The 18,201-nt window shown below is 67.5% G+C and carries 15 protein-coding genes and 2 tRNA genes; 2 read left to right on the top strand and 15 right to left on the bottom strand.

Features of this window, described 5'->3' with window-relative positions:
- Positions 1-87: 87 nt before the first annotated feature.
- From pgaD to ARC63_RS16875, 10 genes are all read right to left on the bottom strand, one after another.
- Positions 88-558, bottom strand: coding sequence for a poly-beta-1,6-N-acetyl-D-glucosamine biosynthesis protein PgaD (gene pgaD / locus ARC63_RS16920; RefSeq protein WP_010486657.1), 471 nt, complete (start codon positions 556-558; stop codon positions 88-90).
- Positions 555-1,811, bottom strand: a complete 1,257-nt coding sequence (gene pgaC, locus ARC63_RS16915) for a poly-beta-1,6-N-acetyl-D-glucosamine synthase (protein ID WP_010486660.1) — start codon at positions 1,809-1,811, stop codon at positions 555-557. The genes pgaD and pgaC overlap by 4 nt, the downstream gene beginning before the upstream one ends.
- Before the next feature lies 1 nt (position 1,812).
- The gene (pgaB, locus tag ARC63_RS16910; RefSeq protein ID WP_043400969.1) at positions 1,813-3,699 is read right to left on the bottom strand and encodes a poly-beta-1,6-N-acetyl-D-glucosamine N-deacetylase PgaB; all 1,887 of its coding nucleotides are present in this window, start codon (positions 3,697-3,699) and stop codon (positions 1,813-1,815) included.
- A gap of 1 nt (position 3,700) precedes the next feature.
- The gene (gene pgaA / locus ARC63_RS16905; protein ID WP_019336643.1) at positions 3,701-5,728 is read right to left on the bottom strand and encodes a poly-beta-1,6 N-acetyl-D-glucosamine export porin PgaA; all 2,028 of its coding nucleotides are present in this window, start codon (positions 5,726-5,728) and stop codon (positions 3,701-3,703) included.
- Positions 5,729-6,070: 342 nt separating this feature from the next.
- Positions 6,071-7,276, bottom strand: a complete 1,206-nt coding sequence (locus tag ARC63_RS16900; RefSeq protein ID WP_043400972.1) for a CynX/NimT family MFS transporter — start codon at positions 7,274-7,276, stop codon at positions 6,071-6,073.
- A gap of 222 nt (positions 7,277-7,498) precedes the next feature.
- Positions 7,499-7,575 (bottom strand) — tRNA-Pro (locus ARC63_RS16895).
- Between the two features lie 140 nt (positions 7,576-7,715).
- A tRNA-Pro gene (locus ARC63_RS16890) sits at positions 7,716-7,792 on the bottom strand.
- Between the two features lie 55 nt (positions 7,793-7,847).
- Complete coding sequence (gene cydX / locus ARC63_RS16885) at positions 7,848-7,964, bottom strand: cytochrome bd-I oxidase subunit CydX (RefSeq protein ID WP_005410354.1); 117 nt, start codon at positions 7,962-7,964, stop codon at positions 7,848-7,850.
- Between the two features lie 53 nt (positions 7,965-8,017).
- Positions 8,018-9,169: a cytochrome d ubiquinol oxidase subunit II gene (gene cydB, locus ARC63_RS16880; RefSeq protein WP_057503877.1), complete on the bottom strand. Its 1,152-nt coding sequence runs from the start codon at positions 9,167-9,169 to the stop codon at positions 8,018-8,020.
- A gap of 15 nt (positions 9,170-9,184) precedes the next feature.
- Positions 9,185-10,774, bottom strand: coding sequence for a cytochrome ubiquinol oxidase subunit I (locus ARC63_RS16875; protein WP_057503876.1), 1,590 nt, complete (start codon positions 10,772-10,774; stop codon positions 9,185-9,187).
- Between the two features lie 228 nt (positions 10,775-11,002).
- Here ARC63_RS16875 and cydD point away from each other — a divergent pair, with 228 nt between their 5' ends.
- A complete protein-coding gene (cydD, locus tag ARC63_RS16870) occupies positions 11,003-12,748 on the top strand; it encodes a thiol reductant ABC exporter subunit CydD (RefSeq protein ID WP_057503875.1) in 1,746 nt (581 codons plus the stop codon).
- Positions 12,745-14,418, top strand: coding sequence for a thiol reductant ABC exporter subunit CydC (gene cydC, locus ARC63_RS16865; protein WP_049453052.1), 1,674 nt, complete (start codon positions 12,745-12,747; stop codon positions 14,416-14,418). The genes cydD and cydC overlap by 4 nt, the downstream gene beginning before the upstream one ends.
- 100 nt (positions 14,419-14,518) lie before the next feature.
- Here cydC and ARC63_RS16860 read toward each other — a convergent pair whose 3' ends face one another.
- From ARC63_RS16860 to ARC63_RS16840, 5 genes are all read right to left on the bottom strand, one after another.
- Positions 14,519-14,863 carry a DUF1294 domain-containing protein gene (locus ARC63_RS16860; protein WP_019336390.1) on the bottom strand — a complete coding sequence of 115 codons (345 nt, stop codon included), beginning with the start codon at positions 14,861-14,863 and terminating at the stop codon, positions 14,519-14,521.
- The gene (metX, locus tag ARC63_RS16855; RefSeq protein ID WP_049408994.1) at positions 14,864-15,976 is read right to left on the bottom strand and encodes a homoserine O-acetyltransferase MetX; all 1,113 of its coding nucleotides are present in this window, start codon (positions 15,974-15,976) and stop codon (positions 14,864-14,866) included.
- A 180-nt stretch (positions 15,977-16,156) separates the two neighbouring features.
- On the bottom strand, positions 16,157-17,146 hold the full coding sequence (locus ARC63_RS16850; RefSeq protein ID WP_057503874.1) for a tetratricopeptide repeat protein: 990 nt from the start codon (positions 17,144-17,146) through the stop codon (positions 16,157-16,159).
- Positions 17,140-17,589 carry a cytochrome c-type biogenesis protein gene (locus tag ARC63_RS16845; RefSeq protein WP_019336393.1) on the bottom strand — a complete coding sequence of 150 codons (450 nt, stop codon included), beginning with the start codon at positions 17,587-17,589 and terminating at the stop codon, positions 17,140-17,142. Before ARC63_RS16845 ends, ARC63_RS16850 begins: the two co-directional genes overlap by 7 nt.
- 4 nt (positions 17,590-17,593) lie before the next feature.
- A partial coding sequence (locus ARC63_RS16840; RefSeq protein WP_231298650.1) for a DsbE family thiol:disulfide interchange protein occupies positions 17,594-18,201 on the bottom strand: 608 nt, incomplete at its 5' end.

Raw genomic sequence — 18,201 nt, 5'->3', positions numbered from 1 at the left:
GTCTTCGCGGTAGACCCCGGTGCCGACCAAGGTCGGCATCTACCAAAGCAAGTGCCGACCAGGGTCGGCACCCACCGGGTTGTCGGGTTACACCACCTCGCGGCGGATGCCGATCGGCCGCGCGTGATCGTCCATGTGCAGCGTGGCGGCCTTGCAGCCGAGCAGGCGCTCGGCCAGCCCGGTGCTGGCCCCCAGGTCGGCGGCCACTTCGTTGAGGCTGGCCAGCGGCCGCGGCAGGCGCCGGTCGTGGCCGCGGAAGCGCGCGCGGTTGTACTCGGCCCAGCCGATCAGCAGCACGCTGGCACACAGCAGCATCAGCGGCAGCGCCACCAGCACATAGGGGTCGAACTGGTTCTTGCGCTCGTACAGCTGCTGCCAGGCCATCTGCCCGCCGATCAGCCACGAGAGCAGGGTCACCAACGGTGCCCACAGGTAGAAGTAGAACCCCCAGAACGCGAGGGTGACGAAGCCCCAGGCGGTGCGCTGGAAGCGTGGTTGGCGATGCGGCTTGCGGATCATCCGCGAGTCGAAGCGGTTGGACGGGCGTTGTGCGTTCATCGGATCCCCCGATCGGGACTGGTCCAGGTGGCGCGCTTGCTGCGACGGCGCAGCAGGGTTTTCGGCAACGCCACCAGGGTGGTGGAAAGGCTGATCAACCAGTACGCCATCGGGTACCAGATGACCCAGAAGTAGTTGCGTCCAATCTGTGTTTCGTAACGACGGTCGATGATCAGGCTGCTGGCGAACTGCAGCAGGCAGACCAGGGCCAGGATCACGCCGTGCCATTCCGGCAGCAGGCTGGCGATATGCAGCTGCGGCGGCAGTTCGATGAACTTGCCCAGCGCCCACAGCACCACGATGAACAACATGGTGTAAGCCCAGATCACGCTCAGCACGTACTCCAGCAGTACGCCCCACATGCGCCGCTCCTTCCAGTGCAGCAGCGAGCGGGCGTGGCGCAGCATCACCTCCACGCCACCCTGGGCCCAGCGCAGCCGCTGCCTCCACAGCCCCTTCAGCGTTTCCGGCATCAGGATGAAGCACAGTGCGTTGGGTTCGTAGCGAATGTCCCAGTGCGCCCGCTGCAGGCGCCAGCTGATGTCGATGTCTTCGGTCACCATGTCATCCGACCACCAGCCCACCTGGTGCAGGGCGGTACGGCGGAAGCCGGCGATCACCCCGGAGATGGTGAAGATGCGCCCGTATACGCGCTGCGCGCGCTTGATCATGCCGATGATCGAGGAGAACTCGGCCACCTGCAGGCGTCCGAGCAGGGTGGAGCGGTTGCGGATGCGCGGATTGCCGGTCACCGCGCCGACCCGGTTGCCGCTGACCAGGTGCCAGATCATCCAGTGCAGCGCATGCTCCTCCAGCATCGCGTCGCCGTCGATGCACACCAGGTACTCCGAACGCGCGGCGAGTGCACCCATGCGCAGCGCATTGGCCTTGCCCAGGTTGCGGTCCAGGTGCAGCACGCGCAGCCGTGGGTGCTTTGCCGCCAGGGCGTCCAGCCGCGCACCGGTGTCGTCGCTGCTGCCGTCGTCGATGGCGATCACTTCGTAGTCGGCCGGGTAGCGCTGTGCCAGCGCCGCGCCGAGCGTGTCGTCGAGGTTCGCGGACTCGTTGTGACAGGGAATCAGCAGGCTCGCGAACGGTGGATCGACCATCAGCGGCGGGTCGTTGCGTGGACGCGAATGGCGTTCGCGCCGGAAGTAGTAATACAGGCCGCCCGACATCCAGAAGAACGCCATCACCATCGGGTAGTAGAAGGCGAACTGGAACAGGACCTGCAGCAACGGATGCATGTCCATGTCACTTCTCCGGGTACGGGAAGTTGCCGGCGGACATCGCCGCGCGGGCATCGCGGGTGGAGGGCTGGTCGGCGATGAAGTCGTCCGGGTACCAGGCGAAGTGGTGCACGCCCTGCGCCTGCAGCTGGCGGATCTGCGCGCGCAGGCGCTCGGCGGGAATCGGTTGCCCGCTGCGCCAGTCGACGGTCTGCAGTTCGAACAGGGTGTGCTGCAGCTGTGGATCATGCGCACGCACCGCGCCCAACAGCTGGTCGAGCCAGCGTTCCGGATGCTTGCTGCCTTCCATCCACGGCATCGCCATCAGTGCGGTCTGGTCGTAGGCCTTGTTGAACAGGTCCAGGCGCTGCGCGAACCAGGCTTCGCTCTGCGGGCGCAGCACCGGTTCGGCGTACAGGTTGCGCACCGTGGCCAGCTTCGGCCGCCAGTGCTGCGCGCTGTTGCGCAGTGCCAGGGTGAAGTCGATCAATGCCTGCGTGCGTGCGCTGCCTCCATCGCCGGCCGCCAGCGTGGGCAGCTCGGTGTCGCGCAGATAGCCATCGTCATGGAACAGCAGGCCCTCGAGGTACGAGTTGACCGCCAGGTCCTCGTAGATGTCGAGCATGATCTGGCGCGCTCGCGGGTTGGTGAAATCCAGCCGGTACATGCCATCGGCATCGCCGTTGCGGATCGCCAGCGCCTTGCGCTGCGCCGGGTCGGGCAGCTCGAAGCCGAGCACCGGCAGCCATGCGTAGACCTTCACCCCCGCACGCGATTTCAGCTGCCAGGCAACGCGGCTGAACAGGTCCGCGCGCATCGGCATGTGGCGGTTCGGGAAGTACAGTGCATCGGCGGTGTTGTTGCCGTCCGGATCGGCGAACGCCTGCAGGTAGACGTGCGTCGGCGCGATGCGCTTGACCCGCTCGATCAGCGCATCCAGATTGCGCGCCTGCTGTGCGGGGTCGGGGTCGTACACATCATCCAGGTCGATCTGCAGGGCACGGATGCCATCGAGCGCGACGTCGCGGCGCAGTTCGTAGGCCAGCGCCTCCACGGTCGGGTTGTCGCTGACCAGGAAGCGCGCCAGGCCATGCAGGTCGCTGGCCACCGGCGTGCTGCGGCCTTCCAGATCGAAGGACACTGGCATGCCCAGCTGCTCGGCAATGTCGTTGCTCAGCTGGTTGTAGGCTGCATAAGGCCAGACGATGGCGCGCGGGCGCACGCCCAGGTGCTGCTGGATGCGTTGCACACTGCGGCCGAGATCGGCGCGCAGGCGCTGCTCGTACTGTGGCTCGCTCTCGTAGCTGTGCGTGGCCGGTCGGTAGATGCGGGTCACGACAGCAGGGGTGGAATTTCCCTGCGGGTTGGCAAGCACCCCGTGGTGCAGATCGTCGGTATGGCTGGCCACCTCGATCAGGCCGCTGTCGTGCATCTGCTTCAGCTGTGCCCAGGTGATGAAGTCGTCGCGGCCGAACGGGCGGTAGCCATAGTCGATGGTGCGGCCCGGTGCCATGTCCACGTAGTCGGTGATCACCGCCACCAGCGCCGGATAGCGGTAGGCCTGCAGCAGCGGGAAGGCCTTGTCGTAGACGCTGCGCAGGCCGTCATCGAAGGTCAGCAGTACCGGTTTCGGAGGCAGCGTGGCGCGCCCCTGCGAGGCCGCGATCACCTGCGACAGCGACACCGGGTGGTAACCGTGTGCCCCCAGCCAGTCCAGGTGGGCGGCGAAGTTCTGCGTGCTCACCGCATAGGTATCGGCATCCCCCTTGGCTGCGACCTGGTCGCGGATGTCGTGGTAGCTGAGGATCAGCAGGCCGTTGTCGATCGCATCGAGATGCAGGGCCTGCTGCGCGAAGGCCGGCGGCGCAGCCGACAGCAGCAGGAGCACGATCAGGCGCAGGATGCGGGTCATGTCAGTCTCCCCAGCGCAGTGCGGCTTCGAAGCCGATATGGCGTTCGCGATGGCCGTCGTAGACCGGCCGCGACCAGCGCACGCCATACTCGAACACGCGGCCCTGGCCCAGCTGCCACTCGTGCATGTACGACACCGACGGCACCAGCGCACTGCCGAAGCCGTCCTGCCAGTAGTCGCCCAGCGAGACGGTCAGCCGGTGCCGGAAGTGGCGTTCGTAGTGGCGCCACAGTTGCTGGTCGATGCGCAGGCCGATCTCGACCATGCGGTCGCGCTTCGGGTTGAAGTAGGGGGCATCGTCGCGGCTGCCACGACTGGTGTAGGCACTGGCCAGGCCATCGATCAGCCACCGTGGGCGGGTCAGCAGGCGCTGTTCAAGTGCGGTGCTGAACAGTTCGCGATGGTTGCCATCGTCGTAACGGAAGCGACTGGCGCCGAACACCCAGTGCGTGCGTTCGCTGCGCCGATAGTCGACCTGCGCACTGACGCTGTCAGCGGTGATGCCGGCCACGCGCGCCTGCATCGATGCCTCCGGATCATTGCGTGCGGCAATCAGTCCGGCATGCCAGTAGTCGTTGAACTGCCAGCCCACGCCGACGCGCAGGCCGGTATCGCCAATGTGGTCGTTGGCGCGCAGCACGGCCGCTTCCGCATCCAGCCGGCCGAAGCGGTAGCGTACGCCCGCGCCCAGCCACAGCGGGTCGATGCGCTGGTCCTGGAAATCGACCGAGCGCCGGTCGGCGAAGACGAACAGCCGCCAGCGATCGTCGAGTACGGGTGTCTGGACCTCCATGCCATAGCGGCGATCATCGTTGCCCAGCGGCGAGGTGCCACTCCCGCCGGAACTGCGTCCGATGTCGGTCCATGCCTTCAGCTGCCAACCGCGATGCGCGCGCCAGGCCTGGTCCATGCGTTCGACGGCGGGCTGGGTGGGGTAGCGTGCGACCAGATCGTCGTGCAGCGGTCGCGCCAGGTCATCACGCTGCAGAGCGACGTAGGCTTCCTGCATGCCCAGCCGTGGCTCGATGTCGCGCGGGTCCAGCGCATGCGCCATCTGTTGCCGCTGCAGCGCCCTGCGTGGCCAGCCGCGCATCATGTAGACACTGCCCAGCGCACTCTGCAGGCCGCCGTTGCCCGGTGCGATGTCGACCATCGATTCCAGATCGCGCTGCGCGGTGGGCAGGTCACCGCTGTAGGCGCGCACCATCGCCAGGTTGAGGTCGGCCTCGTAGCGCGACCAGTTTGGATACGGCGACTTCCCGTTGCTCCAGCGCCAGGCAGGTTCCTTGTCGCGCCACGCCTGCAGCAGGTCGACGGCCTTTTCCTGCTGCTCGCTTTCCAGGTAGGCGTAAGCCAGTTCCGAATGCGAGGCGTCGCGCGTTGGATCGCCAGCGACCGCTGCCTGCAGCACCGGAATGGCTTCCTCCGGGTGCAGGGTGCCCATCAGCGAATCGCCCACTGCGGGCAGCACATAGTCGGGCAGGGCATGGCCTTCGGCCTGCAGTGCGCGGGCTTCCTCGCGCACCTGCGCATGGCGGCCCAGCCGGTTGAGCAGGATCAGCCGGTCCATGCGGATGCGCAGTGGCGCCTGCGCGGGTGGAGTGCCTTCGGCGCCCAGGTAGCGCTGCATGCGCGCCAGGGTTGATTCGGCCTCTTCCAGCCGGCTGTCTTCGCTGCTGCTGTAGGCCAGGCTCCAGACCACCAGCTTGGCCAGGTAGTCGCCTTCGATGCGCTGCTTCTGTGCAGCGTCGAACAGCTGCGGGCGCTGCTGGTACAGCGCCCAGGCGCGCCACGCATTGCCGATGTCGCCCAGGGTCAGTACGCGCAGCTTGAACAGCAGATCGTCGTTGGGCTGCTGCTGGCTGGCGCGCTCGATGGCGCCGAGGGCATCCAGCCAGCGGGCCTGGTCGCGGTAGCGGCCGATCTCGGCCAGGGCCGCCTCGCGGTCGGGCGGGGCAGCACTGCTGGCCCAGGCCAGGGCGGTACAGGCAAGGCCGACGCAGAGCGCCAGCCGGCGGTGGACAACCATTGGGGACCCCCTTGGCTTCCGAACCAGACAACCTGAAAAATGTGACGCACATCACATGCCAGATTTTGGGGTGGCCGTGGCCTGCGTCACTCCCCTCGCGAACTCCCATCCAGCAGGGATGGGCGAAACCAGGACAGCGACCTGCAATGTCTTGTCTGAAACGAGAGTCCCCCGCGCACCGAGTGGTGGCCTGGGCGGCGCTGCCGCCCCCATGCCCGATGCCGGCACGCGGCAAGGATGGGCATTCGTGGGCACTATCCGCCCGGAATTGTCAGCCCGGCGTCAAAATGCGCAAACGGGCTGACGAGCGGTAGATGGGGCCGGTTGCTGGCCCCATGCGGCTTACCAGAGGTCTTCCAGCTTGCGCGGCTTGCAGGCCACCCAGGAAGCGCACAGCATCAGGGTGGCGCAGCCGAACAGGAAGCTGAACGGGATCGTCCAGCCGTCGCTGACGGTGTGCAGCCAGCCGACCAGGAACGGCCCCAGGCAGCTGAAGCTGTAGCCCACACCCTGCATGAACCCGGACAGCGCCGCCGAGCCGGTGGGGGTGCGGGTGCGCAGGTTGATCAGGGTCAGCGCCAGCGGGAAGGTGGACGGACCGACGCCGAGCAGGCAGGCCCACAGCAGCGGGGCCTTCATCGGTGCCAGCAGCAGGCCGGTGAAGGCGATCACGAACGAGAAGAAGCCGATCAGTACCAGCGGGAACGGGTTCTGCAGGCGCACCGCCATCGACGGGATGACCAGCGACGGTAGCAGGCCCAGTGCCGAGAACACGGCCACCATCACGCCGCCGAACGCGGGCGTGCCACCGGCCTCGACCACGATGCGCGGCAGCCAGGTGAACATCGAGTAGGTCATCAGCGAGGTCATGCCGAACATGAGCGTCATGCTCCAGCCCAGCGACGTGCGCCAGACCTTGCCATGCGGCTGCGCGGTGGGGTCGGTGGCGTCGGCCTGCGGCTTCGGCGCGCGCTTGGCCAGCACCAGCCAGGGCAGTGCGGCGGCCAGTGCCAGCAGCGCCCACATGCCCAGCGACACGCGCCAGCCGGCAGCGTTGGCCATCGGCACCGCGAGCAGCGCCGGCAGCATCGTGCCCAGCTGCAGCACACTGATGTAGAGCGTACTCATGGTGCCGACCTTGTTGGCGAAGTAACGCTTCACCAGCGGCGGCACGACCACGTTGCCGATGCCCATGCCGGCCAGCGCCAGCACCGAACCCAGCAACAGCGTGCCGACGTTGCCGGCGCTGGAGCGCAGCAGCAGGCCGGCCATCGCCATCACCATCGCCAGCAGGGTGGTGCGCTCCAGGCCGAGGCGCCGCGCCAGTGCCGGCGTAGCCACGCCGAACAGCGCGAACGAGGCGGTCGGCAGCATGCCCAGCACGCCGGTCATGGTGGTGCCGAAGCCGAACTGCTGGCCGAGCACGTCCAGCAGCGGGGTGATCGAGGTGACCGCCGTGCGCAGGTTGACCGCTGCCAGCAGGATCGCGGCAAACGCGAGGACGCGACCGTGCAGCAGCGACGGCGAATCGGAAGTGGAGGAACTCATCGGTGGTCCTTGCAGGTGTCGCACGCCGCAGCAACGGCATGCAGCGCCGGCATCGGTCTACGCCGAAGCGGCAGGTGGGGGTGGGGGCTGCAGGTGGGCCGGCAGCGCGGCCATTGTACGTGCGCTGCCGGGCAAGGTCCCGTCATGCGGGTGGCCCGGCGCTTGGCACAAAAAAACCCGGAGGACAGTGATGTCTTCCAGGCTTCTTGGTGACCACCGAAGTGGTCGGGGAGACAGGATTCGAACCTGCGACCTCTACGTCCCGAACGTAGCGCTCTACCAGACTGAGCTACACCCCGAAGGGAGCCGCCTATTCTAGCGATTCACCCCGATGGCGGCAAGGGGTGAATGCTGTTTTCTTCACACTGCCGAAGCAGTGCCACTTCAGGGAACAAAAAAGCCTGGACGACTTCACCAGGCTTCAATGCGACCACGTGAGTGGTCGGGGAGACAGGATTCGAACCTGCGACCTCTACGTCCCGAACGTAGCGCTCTACCAGACTGAGCTACACCCCGAAGGAGCCGCCTAAGATACCGTGTGAAGGCCAAGGCGGCAAGGTTTTTTTACAGCTCAGCGACGATTTTCTTTCTCGATACGGTTCTGCTCGCGGGCTTCGAACCACATGCCGTTGAGGATGGCCACCGTCGAGGCGAGGCCGGCGCCGAGAATCCAGGCGAAATACCACATGGTCGATCTCCTTTGTTCAAGGGTGTGCCGGCCGTGGGCCGGCACACCGTCAATCAGTAAGCGTTCGGGTTGTTGCCCATCTCTTCGGTGGTGGTCTTGCCCTTGAGCACGCGGTACACCCAGGTGGTGTAGGCGAGGATGATCGGCAGGAACACCGCCGTGGCCAGCAGCATGATCCACAGGGTCAGGTGGCTGGACGAGGCGTCCCACACGGTCAGGCTGGAGGTGGGCTGGCTCGAGGACGGCAGCAGGAACGGGAAGATGGCGAAACCGACGGTCAGGATGATGCCGGCGATGGCCGCACCGGAAGCGATGAAGGCCAGCCCGCCGCGACGGGCACGCAGCAGCACCGCACTGGCCAGCAGGCCGGCCAGGCCCAGCAGCGGTGCCAGGATCGTGGCTGGCATCGCGCTGTAGTTGCGCATCCAGCCACCGGCGGCGCCGAGTTCGGCGGTCTTCAGCAGCGGATTGGTGGCGCCATCGGTAACCACCTGCGAGGTGATCTGGTAACCCGGCAGGCCGAAGGCCACCCAGGCACCGCCCACTGCGAACAGCACGAAGGCGATGATCGCGGCGATGCTGCCGAAACGGGCTGCACGTTCGGCCACCGGGCCGTCGGTCTTCAGCACCAGCATGGCGGCACCGTGGGCGACCAGCATCGACACGCTGAGCAGGCCGGCCAGCAGCGCGAAGGGCATCAGCAGGCCGAAGAACGAGCCGGTGTAGAAGATGCGCATGCTGTCATCGAAGTGGAACGGCACGCCCAGCACCACGTTGCCCACCGCCACGCCCATGATCAGCGCCGGGATGAAGCCACCGATGAACAGCGCCCAGTCCCAGGTGTTGCGCCAGCGTTCGCTGGGCATCTTGCTGCGGAACTTGAAGCCGACCGGACGCAGGATCAGGGCGAACAGGATCACGAACATCGCCAGGTAGAAGCCAGAGAAGCTGACCGCATACAGTGGCGGCCAGGCGGCGAAGATCGCGCCACCGCCCAGGATCAGCCACACCTGGTTGCCTTCCCAGACCGGGCCGATGGTGTTGATCACCCGGCGGCGTTCGGCGTCAGTGCGGGCGACGAAGGGCAGCAGGGTGCCCACTCCCAGGTCGAAACCATCCATCACGGCGAAACCGATCAGCAGGATGCCGAGCAGCAGCCACCAGATCACGCGCAGCGTGGTGTAGTCCAGAAGAATGAAGTCCATCTTGGTTCTCCTGCCTCAGGCCTGGCCGGCGGCGGGCGCCGAGGCATTGTGGGAAGCATGCGGCTGGGGCGACTGCAGCGACGGCAGCAGTTCGTCCGGCCCCTTGCGGATCGCCTTGAGCATCAGCTTGATCTCGACCATGATCAGCGCGGTGTAGATCGCGGTGAAGCCGGCCAGGGTCAGCACGATTTCATGCAGGGCCAGGCCCGATGCCGCATAGAAGGTCGGCAGCACGCCATCGACCGCCCACGGCTGGCGACCATACTCGGCCACGAACCAGCCGCACTCGATCGCGATCCACGGTGCCGGCAGCGTCCACAGGGCCAGCTTGAGGAACCAGCGCTTGTCCTGGAAGTTGTTGCGGCAGGAGTAGTAGAAGGCCAGTGCGAAGAAGGCGATCAGGTAGAAGCCGAGGCCGGCCATCACGCGGAAGGTCCAGAACAGCGGCATCACGCGCGGCACGGTGTCCATCGCCGCCTGCGAGATCTCCTGCGGGGTGGCGTTGAGGATGTCATCGCGATAGCGCTTGAGCAGCAGGCCGTGGCCCAGGTCCTGCCAGTGGCGGTCGAACATCTCGCGTGCTTCGACGTCGTTCTTGTTCGCACGCAGGCGTTCCAGCGCGCCGTAGGCCAGCTGGCCGCCACGCACGCGGTGTTCGGCGCGCTCGACCAGTTCCAGGATGCCCGGAATCGGCTGGTTCAACGAACGGGTGGCGATCAGGCCCATCAGGTACGGGATCTTCACCGCGTAGTCGTTCTGGTGGGTGTCCTGGTTCGGGATGCCGAAGGCGGTGAAGTCGGCCGGCGCACGCTCGGTCTCCCACATCGCTTCGATCGCGGCCAGCTTCATCTTCTGGTGTTCGCTGGCGGCGTAGCCACTCTCGTCACCCAGCACCACCACCGACAGCGAGGACAGCAGGCCGAACGCCGCGGCCACCGCGAACGAACGTCGGGCCAGGTCCTTGTGCTTGTTGCGCAGCAGGAACAGCGCGCTGATCGCCATCACGAACACCGCACCGGTCACGTAGCCGGCGCTGACGGTGTGCACGAACTTGGCCTGCGCCACCGGGTTGAACACCACCGCCATGAAGTCGACCACTTCCATGCGCATGGTTTCCGGATTGAACACTGCACCGGTCGGGTTCTGCATCCAGCCGTTGGCGACCAGGATCCAGATCGCCGACAGGTTGGTGCCCAGTGCCATCAGCCAGGTCACCATCAGGTGCTTGACCTTGCTCAGGCGGTTCCAGCCGAAGAAGAACAGGCCGACGAAGGTGGCTTCCAGGAAGAAGGCCATCAGGCCTTCGATCGCCAGCGGCGCGCCGAAGATGTCACCCACGTAGTGACTGTAGTAGGACCAGTTCATGCCGAACTGGAATTCCATGACGATGCCGGTGGCGACGCCCATGGCGAAGTTGATGCCGAACAGGACGCCCCAGAACAGGGTCATCCTGCGCCAGATCTCCTTGCCGGTCATCACGTACACGCTCTCCATGATGGCCACCATGAACGACAGGCCAAGGGTGAGGGGTACGAATAGGAAGTGGTACATCGCGGTCAGCGCGAATTGCAGCCGCGACAGTTCTACGACTGTCTGATCAATCATGGCCTGGCTACCTCGTTGGATAGTGCCGTTGCAGGTGGCGGGAAGGGTGGTCTACGACGTGAATGATGTGACCGACTACTTCAAACAGCCTTGATCCAGATCAATGTATGAACAGGTGCCCCGGTTGATCGTATGCCAACCCGATGAAGACTGCGACCGCTGGCCGCAGAGGCCGGCCATTGCCTGCGCCTACAATGCCGTGTCTCCCCCGTTGCCCGTGAAGACCCCTTGAGCGCTGCCGAAACGACCCCTGACAGCCTGTCCCCGGAAGCCGAAACTGCCCGCCAGCGCCGTGTCCGCGCGGCGTGGCTGGCTGATCTGGCCCATTCCGCCCGGGGGCGCCAACGCCTGGCGGCCCTGTGCATCAGCCTGTCCGGTGCGTTGCTGATCGGCCAGGCCGCCGCGATCGCCTGGCTGGTGCAGCAGGTGCTGGTGGAGCGCGCGCCGCTGGCCTCGGGGCTGCCAGTGCTGGGCGGGCTGGTGGTGATCCTGGTGCTGCGCACGCTGCTGGGCAGCGCCACCCAGGCGGCTGCCGGGGATGTAGCCGATGCCGCGCGGCTGGCCCTGCGCGAGCGAGTGTTCGCCCGACTGCTCAGCCATGGCCCGTTGTGGCTGCGCCAGCGCCGCACCGGCGAACTGGGCGAACTGATGCTGCATCACGGTGATGCGATCGAGAGTTATTACAGCGGGTTCCTGCCGGTGCGCACCGAGGTGCTGGTGGTGCCGCTGCTGATCCTGGCTGCGGTGGCCTGGGTTGACTGGGTGGTGGCGTTGATCCTGCTGTTCACCGCGCCGCTGGTGCCGTTCTTCATGATGCTGGTGGGCTGGGGCGCCGAAGCCGCCGGTCGCGCCCAGTTGGGGGAGCTGGCGCGGATGAGCGGCCACTTCGCCGACCGCATCAAGGGCCTGGGCCTGCTGCGCCTGTATGGCCGCGGCGAGGCCGAGCTGGAGGGTATCGAGGCGGCCGCCGAAGGTGTGCGCGTGCGTACGCTGAAAGTGCTGCGGATCGCCTTCCTCTCGTCCACGGTGCTGGAGTTCTTTGCCTCGGTGAGCGTGGCGATGGTCGCGCTGTACCTGGGCCTGAGCTATCTGGGCATGATGTCGCTGCATTCGGCGGTGCCGACGCTGGGCGCGGGCCTGTTCTGCCTGCTGCTGGCGCCGGAGTTCTACGCGCCGCTGCGGCGGTTGGCTGCGCACTACCACGACCGCGCCAATGCACTGGCCGCGGCGGCCGAGGTTGAGCGTCTGCTGCAGTCATTGCCGGACGAGCAGCGCCTGATCGAGAACGAGAGTGCGCCGCTGGCTGTGGAACCGGCCGAGGCCGCGTTGCCGCCGCTGCAGGCGCAGGGGCTGGTGCTGCGCCCGTTGGGCGCGCCGCACGACGTGCTGCAGGATCTGGATGTGCTGCTGGAACCGGGCCAGCGGCTGGCCCTGGTCGGCCCCAGTGGATCCGGCAAGAGCACGCTGCTGGAAGCACTGGCGGGCTGGCTGCCACCGCGTGCCGGCAAGCTGCACCTGCGGCCCGGCGTGCAGGTAGCCTATGCCAGCCAGCGGCCGTACCTGTTCCACGGCAGCATCGCCGACAACCTGCGCCTGGCCGATCCCGGCGCCAGCGACGCGCGGTTGCGCGCAGTGGCCGAGGCCTCACAGGTGCTGCAGTTCGCGCAGCGCCTGCCACAGGGACTGGATACGGTGATCGGCGAGCGCGGCTTCGGCCTGTCCGGTGGTGAGGCACGTCGCATCGGCCTGGCCCGCCTGCTGCTGCGCGACCCGCAGGTGCTGCTGCTGGACGAACCCACCGCGTTCCTCGATGCCGATACCGAAGCGGCGCTGCTGCGCAGCCTGGCCGCCTATGCACGTGGCCGCAGCGTGGTGGTCGCCACCCACAGCCCGGCGGTGATCGCCTGGGCCGATCGTTGCCTGCTGCTGCCGGAAGGCCGCCTGGTGGAACCGGCACAGGCGGTGCGCGCATGAGCCGTTCACCTGATTCGTTGCGTGCGGTGTTCCTGCGCCATCGGCCGCGCCTGCTGCTGACGATCCTGCTGTTGTGGACCACCATGCTGGCCGGCACCGCACTGCTGGGCCTGTCCGGTGGTTTCCTCACCGCCGCTGCATTGGCCGGTGCGGCCGGCCTCGGCCAGGGCTTCAACTTCTTCTCGCCGTCCGCGGGTATCCGCGGGCTGACCATGGCGCGCATCGTGTCGCGCTACTTCGAAAAGCTGGTGGGCCACGACGCCACCCTGCGCATCGCCCGCGACCTGCGCGTGTGGTTCTTCCGCCGCGCGCTGCCGCTGGCACCGGCACGGCTGGGGGCGACGCGCACCGGCGATCTGCTGGCCCGCCTGCTCGGTGACATCGGTGAAGTGGACGGCCTGCTGGTGCGTGCGATCGGGCCGCTGGTGGCGCTGGGTGCGCTGACGCTGGTGGCGGTGGCCTCGGCGGCGCTGATCCTGCCGTCGGCAGCGGTGTTGCTGGCAGTGCTGGCGCTGCTGATCGCTTTCGGCGTGCCGTGGCTGGGTGTGCGCGGTCGTGACGATGAAGAGGCGGACCGTGCCGCGCATCGCGCCGCACTGCGCACCGCCGCCTTTGAAGGGTTGGAGGGCGCGGGCGATCTGGCCGCGCTGCATGCCGATGCGGCGTGGCAGCTGAAGGTGCGCGTGGCCGCCAAGCAGCTGGCTTCGCGGGATCGTCGGCGCCGCTGGCGCCTGATCGCGGCCTCGACCCTGCATGGCCTGGTCGCAGGGCTGGGGCTGGTGGCGATGCTGGCACTGGCGCTCCACGCGGCCGAACAGCAGCGTATCGCGCCGGAAATGGCCGCGGGCCTGGTGTTCCTCACCGTCGCGCTGATCGAACTGTGGGCCGGGATGGGCTTGGCGTGGCAGTCACTGCAGTCCGGGCGTATCGCCGCCGATCGGTTGCAGGCCATCGTCGAGCAGCCGCCGACGGTGGAGGATCCCGCCGTGCCACAGCCGGTACCGCAGGCTGCGCGCGTGCACTGGGACGACGTGCATTTCCAGTGGCCGGGCGCCGCGCGACCGGTGCTGTCCGGCCTGCAGTTGACCCTCGCGCCGGGCGAACGAATCGCCATCCGCGGCGACAGCGGCAGTGGCAAGACCACGCTGTCCAGCCTGCTGCTGCGGCTGTGGGATCCGCAGCAGGGGCGAATCACCTATGGTGGCATCGACCTGCGTGATTTCAGCCAGGCCGACTGGCATCGGCAGCTGGCCTGGTTGCCGCAGAACGCGCCGGTGTTCGCCGGCACCGTGGCCGAGAACCTGCGCCTGGGGGATCCCGATGCCAGCGACGCCGCCTTGTGGGCAGTGCTGCGCCGCATGCGCCTGGGCGAATGGGCCGAGCGCAACGGTGGCCTGCAGGCCTGGGTGGGCGAGAACGGCGCGACGATGTCGGCCGGCCAGGCGCGGCGGCTGGCGCTGGCCCGTGCACTGCTGCGCAATGCGCCGATCCTGCTGCTGGACGAACCGACCGAAGGCCTCGACGTGGATACCGCACGTGCGCTGCTGCAGGACCTTTCCGGGTTGCTGGACGGGCGCAGCCTGTTGATGATCACCCACGACGACCTGCCTGAAGGCGTGGTCGATGCGCAGTACCGGTTGCGCGATGGGGCGCTGGTCCGCGAACTTTGACCGATGCACATCCGCGCCTGGCGTGGATCTACTGTAGAGCCGAGCCCATGCTCGGCTGCCTCTGTACGGAGCCGAGCATGGGCTCGGCTCTACAGGTTGGCTATCGCGAGAACTCGCGCAGCATCACCGCGATCGAGGCCACGTTGGCCAGCACGCACAGCCAGAACACCCACTGGAACGAGGCTTTGCGGTGCTTGTGGCGGAACATCGCCTGGCCCAGCAGCGCGCCGGGCCAACCGCCGGCAAAGGCCAGCAGCTGTAATGTGCGCTCCGGAATACGCCACTGCTTTCTCTGCGCCGCGCGCTTGTCGTGGCCGTACAGGCCGAACGACACCGCGCTGGCGAGCAGGCACCACCCACCCAGCCACAGCGGCAGCACGCCGCTGACCGTCAGCGCGATCAACGCGCCGAACGCGGCCAGCGCGAGATTACGCCGCCATGCCACCTACAGCGCGTCGAGAAAGCCGCGCACGGCCGGGCCGAAACGCTCGAAATCGACGAGGAAGGCGTCATGGCCCTGTGGCGATTCCAGGCCGATGAAGCGCGCATCGGCGCCGCCGGCGCGCAGGCCGTCGGCGACCTGTTGCTGCTGCTGCACCGGGAACAGGATGTCGGTGTTGGCGCCGATCGCCAGCGCCTTTTCCACCCGGATCTTCGCCAGCCCGGCCAGCACGTCGCCGTCGGCATATTCAGCCAGGTCGAACCAGTCCATCGAGCGGCTCAGGTACAGGTAGCAGTTCGGATCGAAGAAACGCACGAAGCGCCGTGCGTGGCCTTCCAGATAGCTTTCCACCTGGAACTCCAGGCCGAACGGATCGTCGTCGGTCTGATCCGAATCCAGCCGCACGCGGCCGAAGCGGCCATCCCATTCCAGTGCGGAGCGGTAAGTGATCACGCCCAGCTTGCGCGCCATGCGCATGCCGGACTCGGGGTATTCGGCATCGTCGTAGTGGCCACCATTCCAGCGCGGATCAAGACGGATCGCCTCGCGCTGCAGCGAACGGATCGCGATCGAGAACGGCAGCGCCTGCGCACTGCCGGAAATGTTGACGTGGCTGCGCGCGATGCCCGGCTGCAGCATCAGCACGGCCAGTGCGGTCATGCCGCCCATCGAATTGCCGACCACGCAGGCCAGCTGCTCGATGCCCAGGGCGCGCACGACCTCGATGGCGGCGCGTGCGCCGTCTTCGATCGACAGCTCGGGGAAGTCGAGGCGATACGGTTCGCCCGTGGCCGGATTGAGCGAGGCCGGACCGGTCGAACCCTTGCAGCTGCCCAGCGAGTTCACGCAGACCACGAACCAGCGGTCGGTATCGATCGGCTTGCCGGGGCCGACCATGCCTTCCCACCAGCCCGGTGCCGGATTGGCGTCGTTGGCCGCGGCATGCGCATCCGGCGAGAGGCCGGTGACGATCAGGATCGCATTGCTGGCGTCGGCCGCCAGTGTTCCCCAGGTTTCGTAGGCCACGCGCGCGCCGTGCAGGGCGCCCCCGCGCTTGAACGGGAAGGGCGAGGGCAGGGCGTGGAAGCGGGTGCCGGGCGGGATGAATTCGGTCATGCAGCCATTCTAGCGGGGCCGCATGTGGAGCTGGCGACACGCTGGATTCCAGCAGCGGGTGGACGCGGACCGGACCGTCGTATTCACGCATGGCGTGGATCTGCTGTAGAGCCGAGCCGATGCTCGGCTGGCGGGCGCCGGCAACCCAATCGCAGCCGAGCGTGGGCTCGGCTCTACAAGTCAGGGAAACCGCAGCTCAACCACGCCGTCATGCGGCAGCGTCACCCGCACCACGTCGCTTTGCAGGTCGCCCTCGCTGCGATTGGCGCTACCAGTACGCGAGATGCGTGCCAGCACTTCCACGTCGCGATGTGCCGACAGCGGCGCGGTCGGCATCGGGCTGTCAGCGTCGCCCAGCCCGACCGTGGCCGGGAAACCGGCCAGCGGCAGCTTGCGTGCGGCCACCGGCATCGGCGGTCCACCCACGGCGCGGGCCAGCACGAATACCCGGGTGCTGGCCGGCCACTCGGCATTCTCCAGCGCAGGCAGCTGCACGCGTACCTGCAGCAGCGCCGCTGGTGCTGCAGGGGCGGCATCGGGTGCCAGGCCTGCGGCTTCGCGGGCGATGGCGATCTGCGCCTGCAGCGCCTGCGCGGCGCCGGGCTCAAGCCGTGGCAGCAGGCCGCTCCACACATCCGCGGCCTCGGCATTCTTTCCGCGCTGGCGCAGGGCGATGCCCAGCAGCCAGCTGGCGCGCTCGGCATCGGGTGCCTGTGCACGCGCCTGTTGCAACCAGGCCATCGCGGTGTCATCGAACTGCTTACCGGCATCGGCCTGCGCACGTGCCTGCGCCGCTTCCACCAGCACGCCGGGGTCTTCCGGGGCGAGAGCGGCGGCACGTGCGAAGGCGTCCGCCGCGGCTGCGGCGTTGCCCAGTTCGGCCTGCGACCGGCCCAGCAGTGCCCAGCCATCGGCCCGCTGTGGGTCACGCTCCAGTGCATCCTGCAGGGCCTGTACGCCATCGCGCAGGGTGGCTACCGACGGCGTCGGTTGCACCTGTGCTGCACGCGGATCACCGACCAGCAGATACAGGCAGGCACCGGCCACGCCCAGTGCGAACACGCCGACCGCGAAACCGCGACGACCGTGGTGGCGCAGCGGCCACAGCACCAGCGCTGCCATCAGCGCAGCAACCAGACCGGCCAGCACCGGCAGCCAATGGCTCACCATCCGTCTCCTTCATCGGCCTTGCCGGCCGGTGCTGCGCCGACCGTACGGCCACGACGGCGGACAATGCCCAGCACCACCAGTGCGCCGGCGCCGAGCATCAGCAGGGGACCGCCCCACAGCAGCCAGGTGCCCGGCTGCAACGGTGGTTGATAGAGCACGAACTCACCGTAGCGGGCGACCAGGAACTGCTTGATCTGTGCATCGTCGTGGCCCTGCTGCATCAGCTGCAGCACCTCGCGGCGCAGATCCTGCGCGATCTGCGCGTTGGAATCGGCCAGCGACTGGTTCTGGCACTGCACGCAGCGCAGCTGCGCGGCCAGGTCATGGAAGCGGCGTTCTTCGGCGCCATCGCGGAACTGCAGCGGCTGGGGATCGTGCAGCGGCTGCTGTGCCACTGCGGCCAGCGGCAGCATCAGAAGCAGCAACGCCAGCAGCCAGCGCATGGGCTCAGGGCGCCGTGTGCAGCGTGCTGCCGGCATTGCCCTGGGCCTTCTCGATCTTTTCCAGCGCCGGGATCAGCTTCTCGTCGACTACGCGCTGGGTCATCGCACCGCTGTACTTCCAGCGCACGATGCCGCTGCCGTCGACAAGGAAGGTCTCCGGTGCAGCGGTCACGCCCCAGTCGATGGCGGTGCGGCCTTCAACATCACTGAGCACGACCATGAACGGGTTGCCCAGCTGCTCCAGCCAGTGCAGGGCATCGGTCGGCTCGTCCTTCCAGTTGTAGCCGATCACGCGCACGCGCTTGCTCTCGGCGAAACGGGTCAGCACCGGGTGTTCCTCGCGGCAGGCCGCGCACCAGCTGCCCCATACGTTCAACAGGTAAGGCGCGCCGCGCAGTTCGTCGCTGTGCACGATCATCTCCGGGTCGTGCAGCACCGGCAGGGCGAACGCCGGCGCCGGCTTGTCGATCAGCGCCGAGGGCAGCACGTCGCGCTGCGGATCACCCGATTTCATCACCCCGTAGATCATCAGCCCGAGCAGGCCGAAGAAGAACAGCACGCCGATCACGATGGCTACCGGCGGCAGCGGGCGGGAGGGGCGCGGGGCGGGGG

The organism is Stenotrophomonas geniculata ATCC 19374 = JCM 13324, assembly GCF_001431625.1.
Classification (GTDB): Bacteria; Pseudomonadota; Gammaproteobacteria; order Xanthomonadales; family Xanthomonadaceae; genus Stenotrophomonas; species Stenotrophomonas geniculata.
Note: the sequence above shows the minus strand (reverse complement) of the source record. Positions and strands in the feature narration are given on the sequence as shown.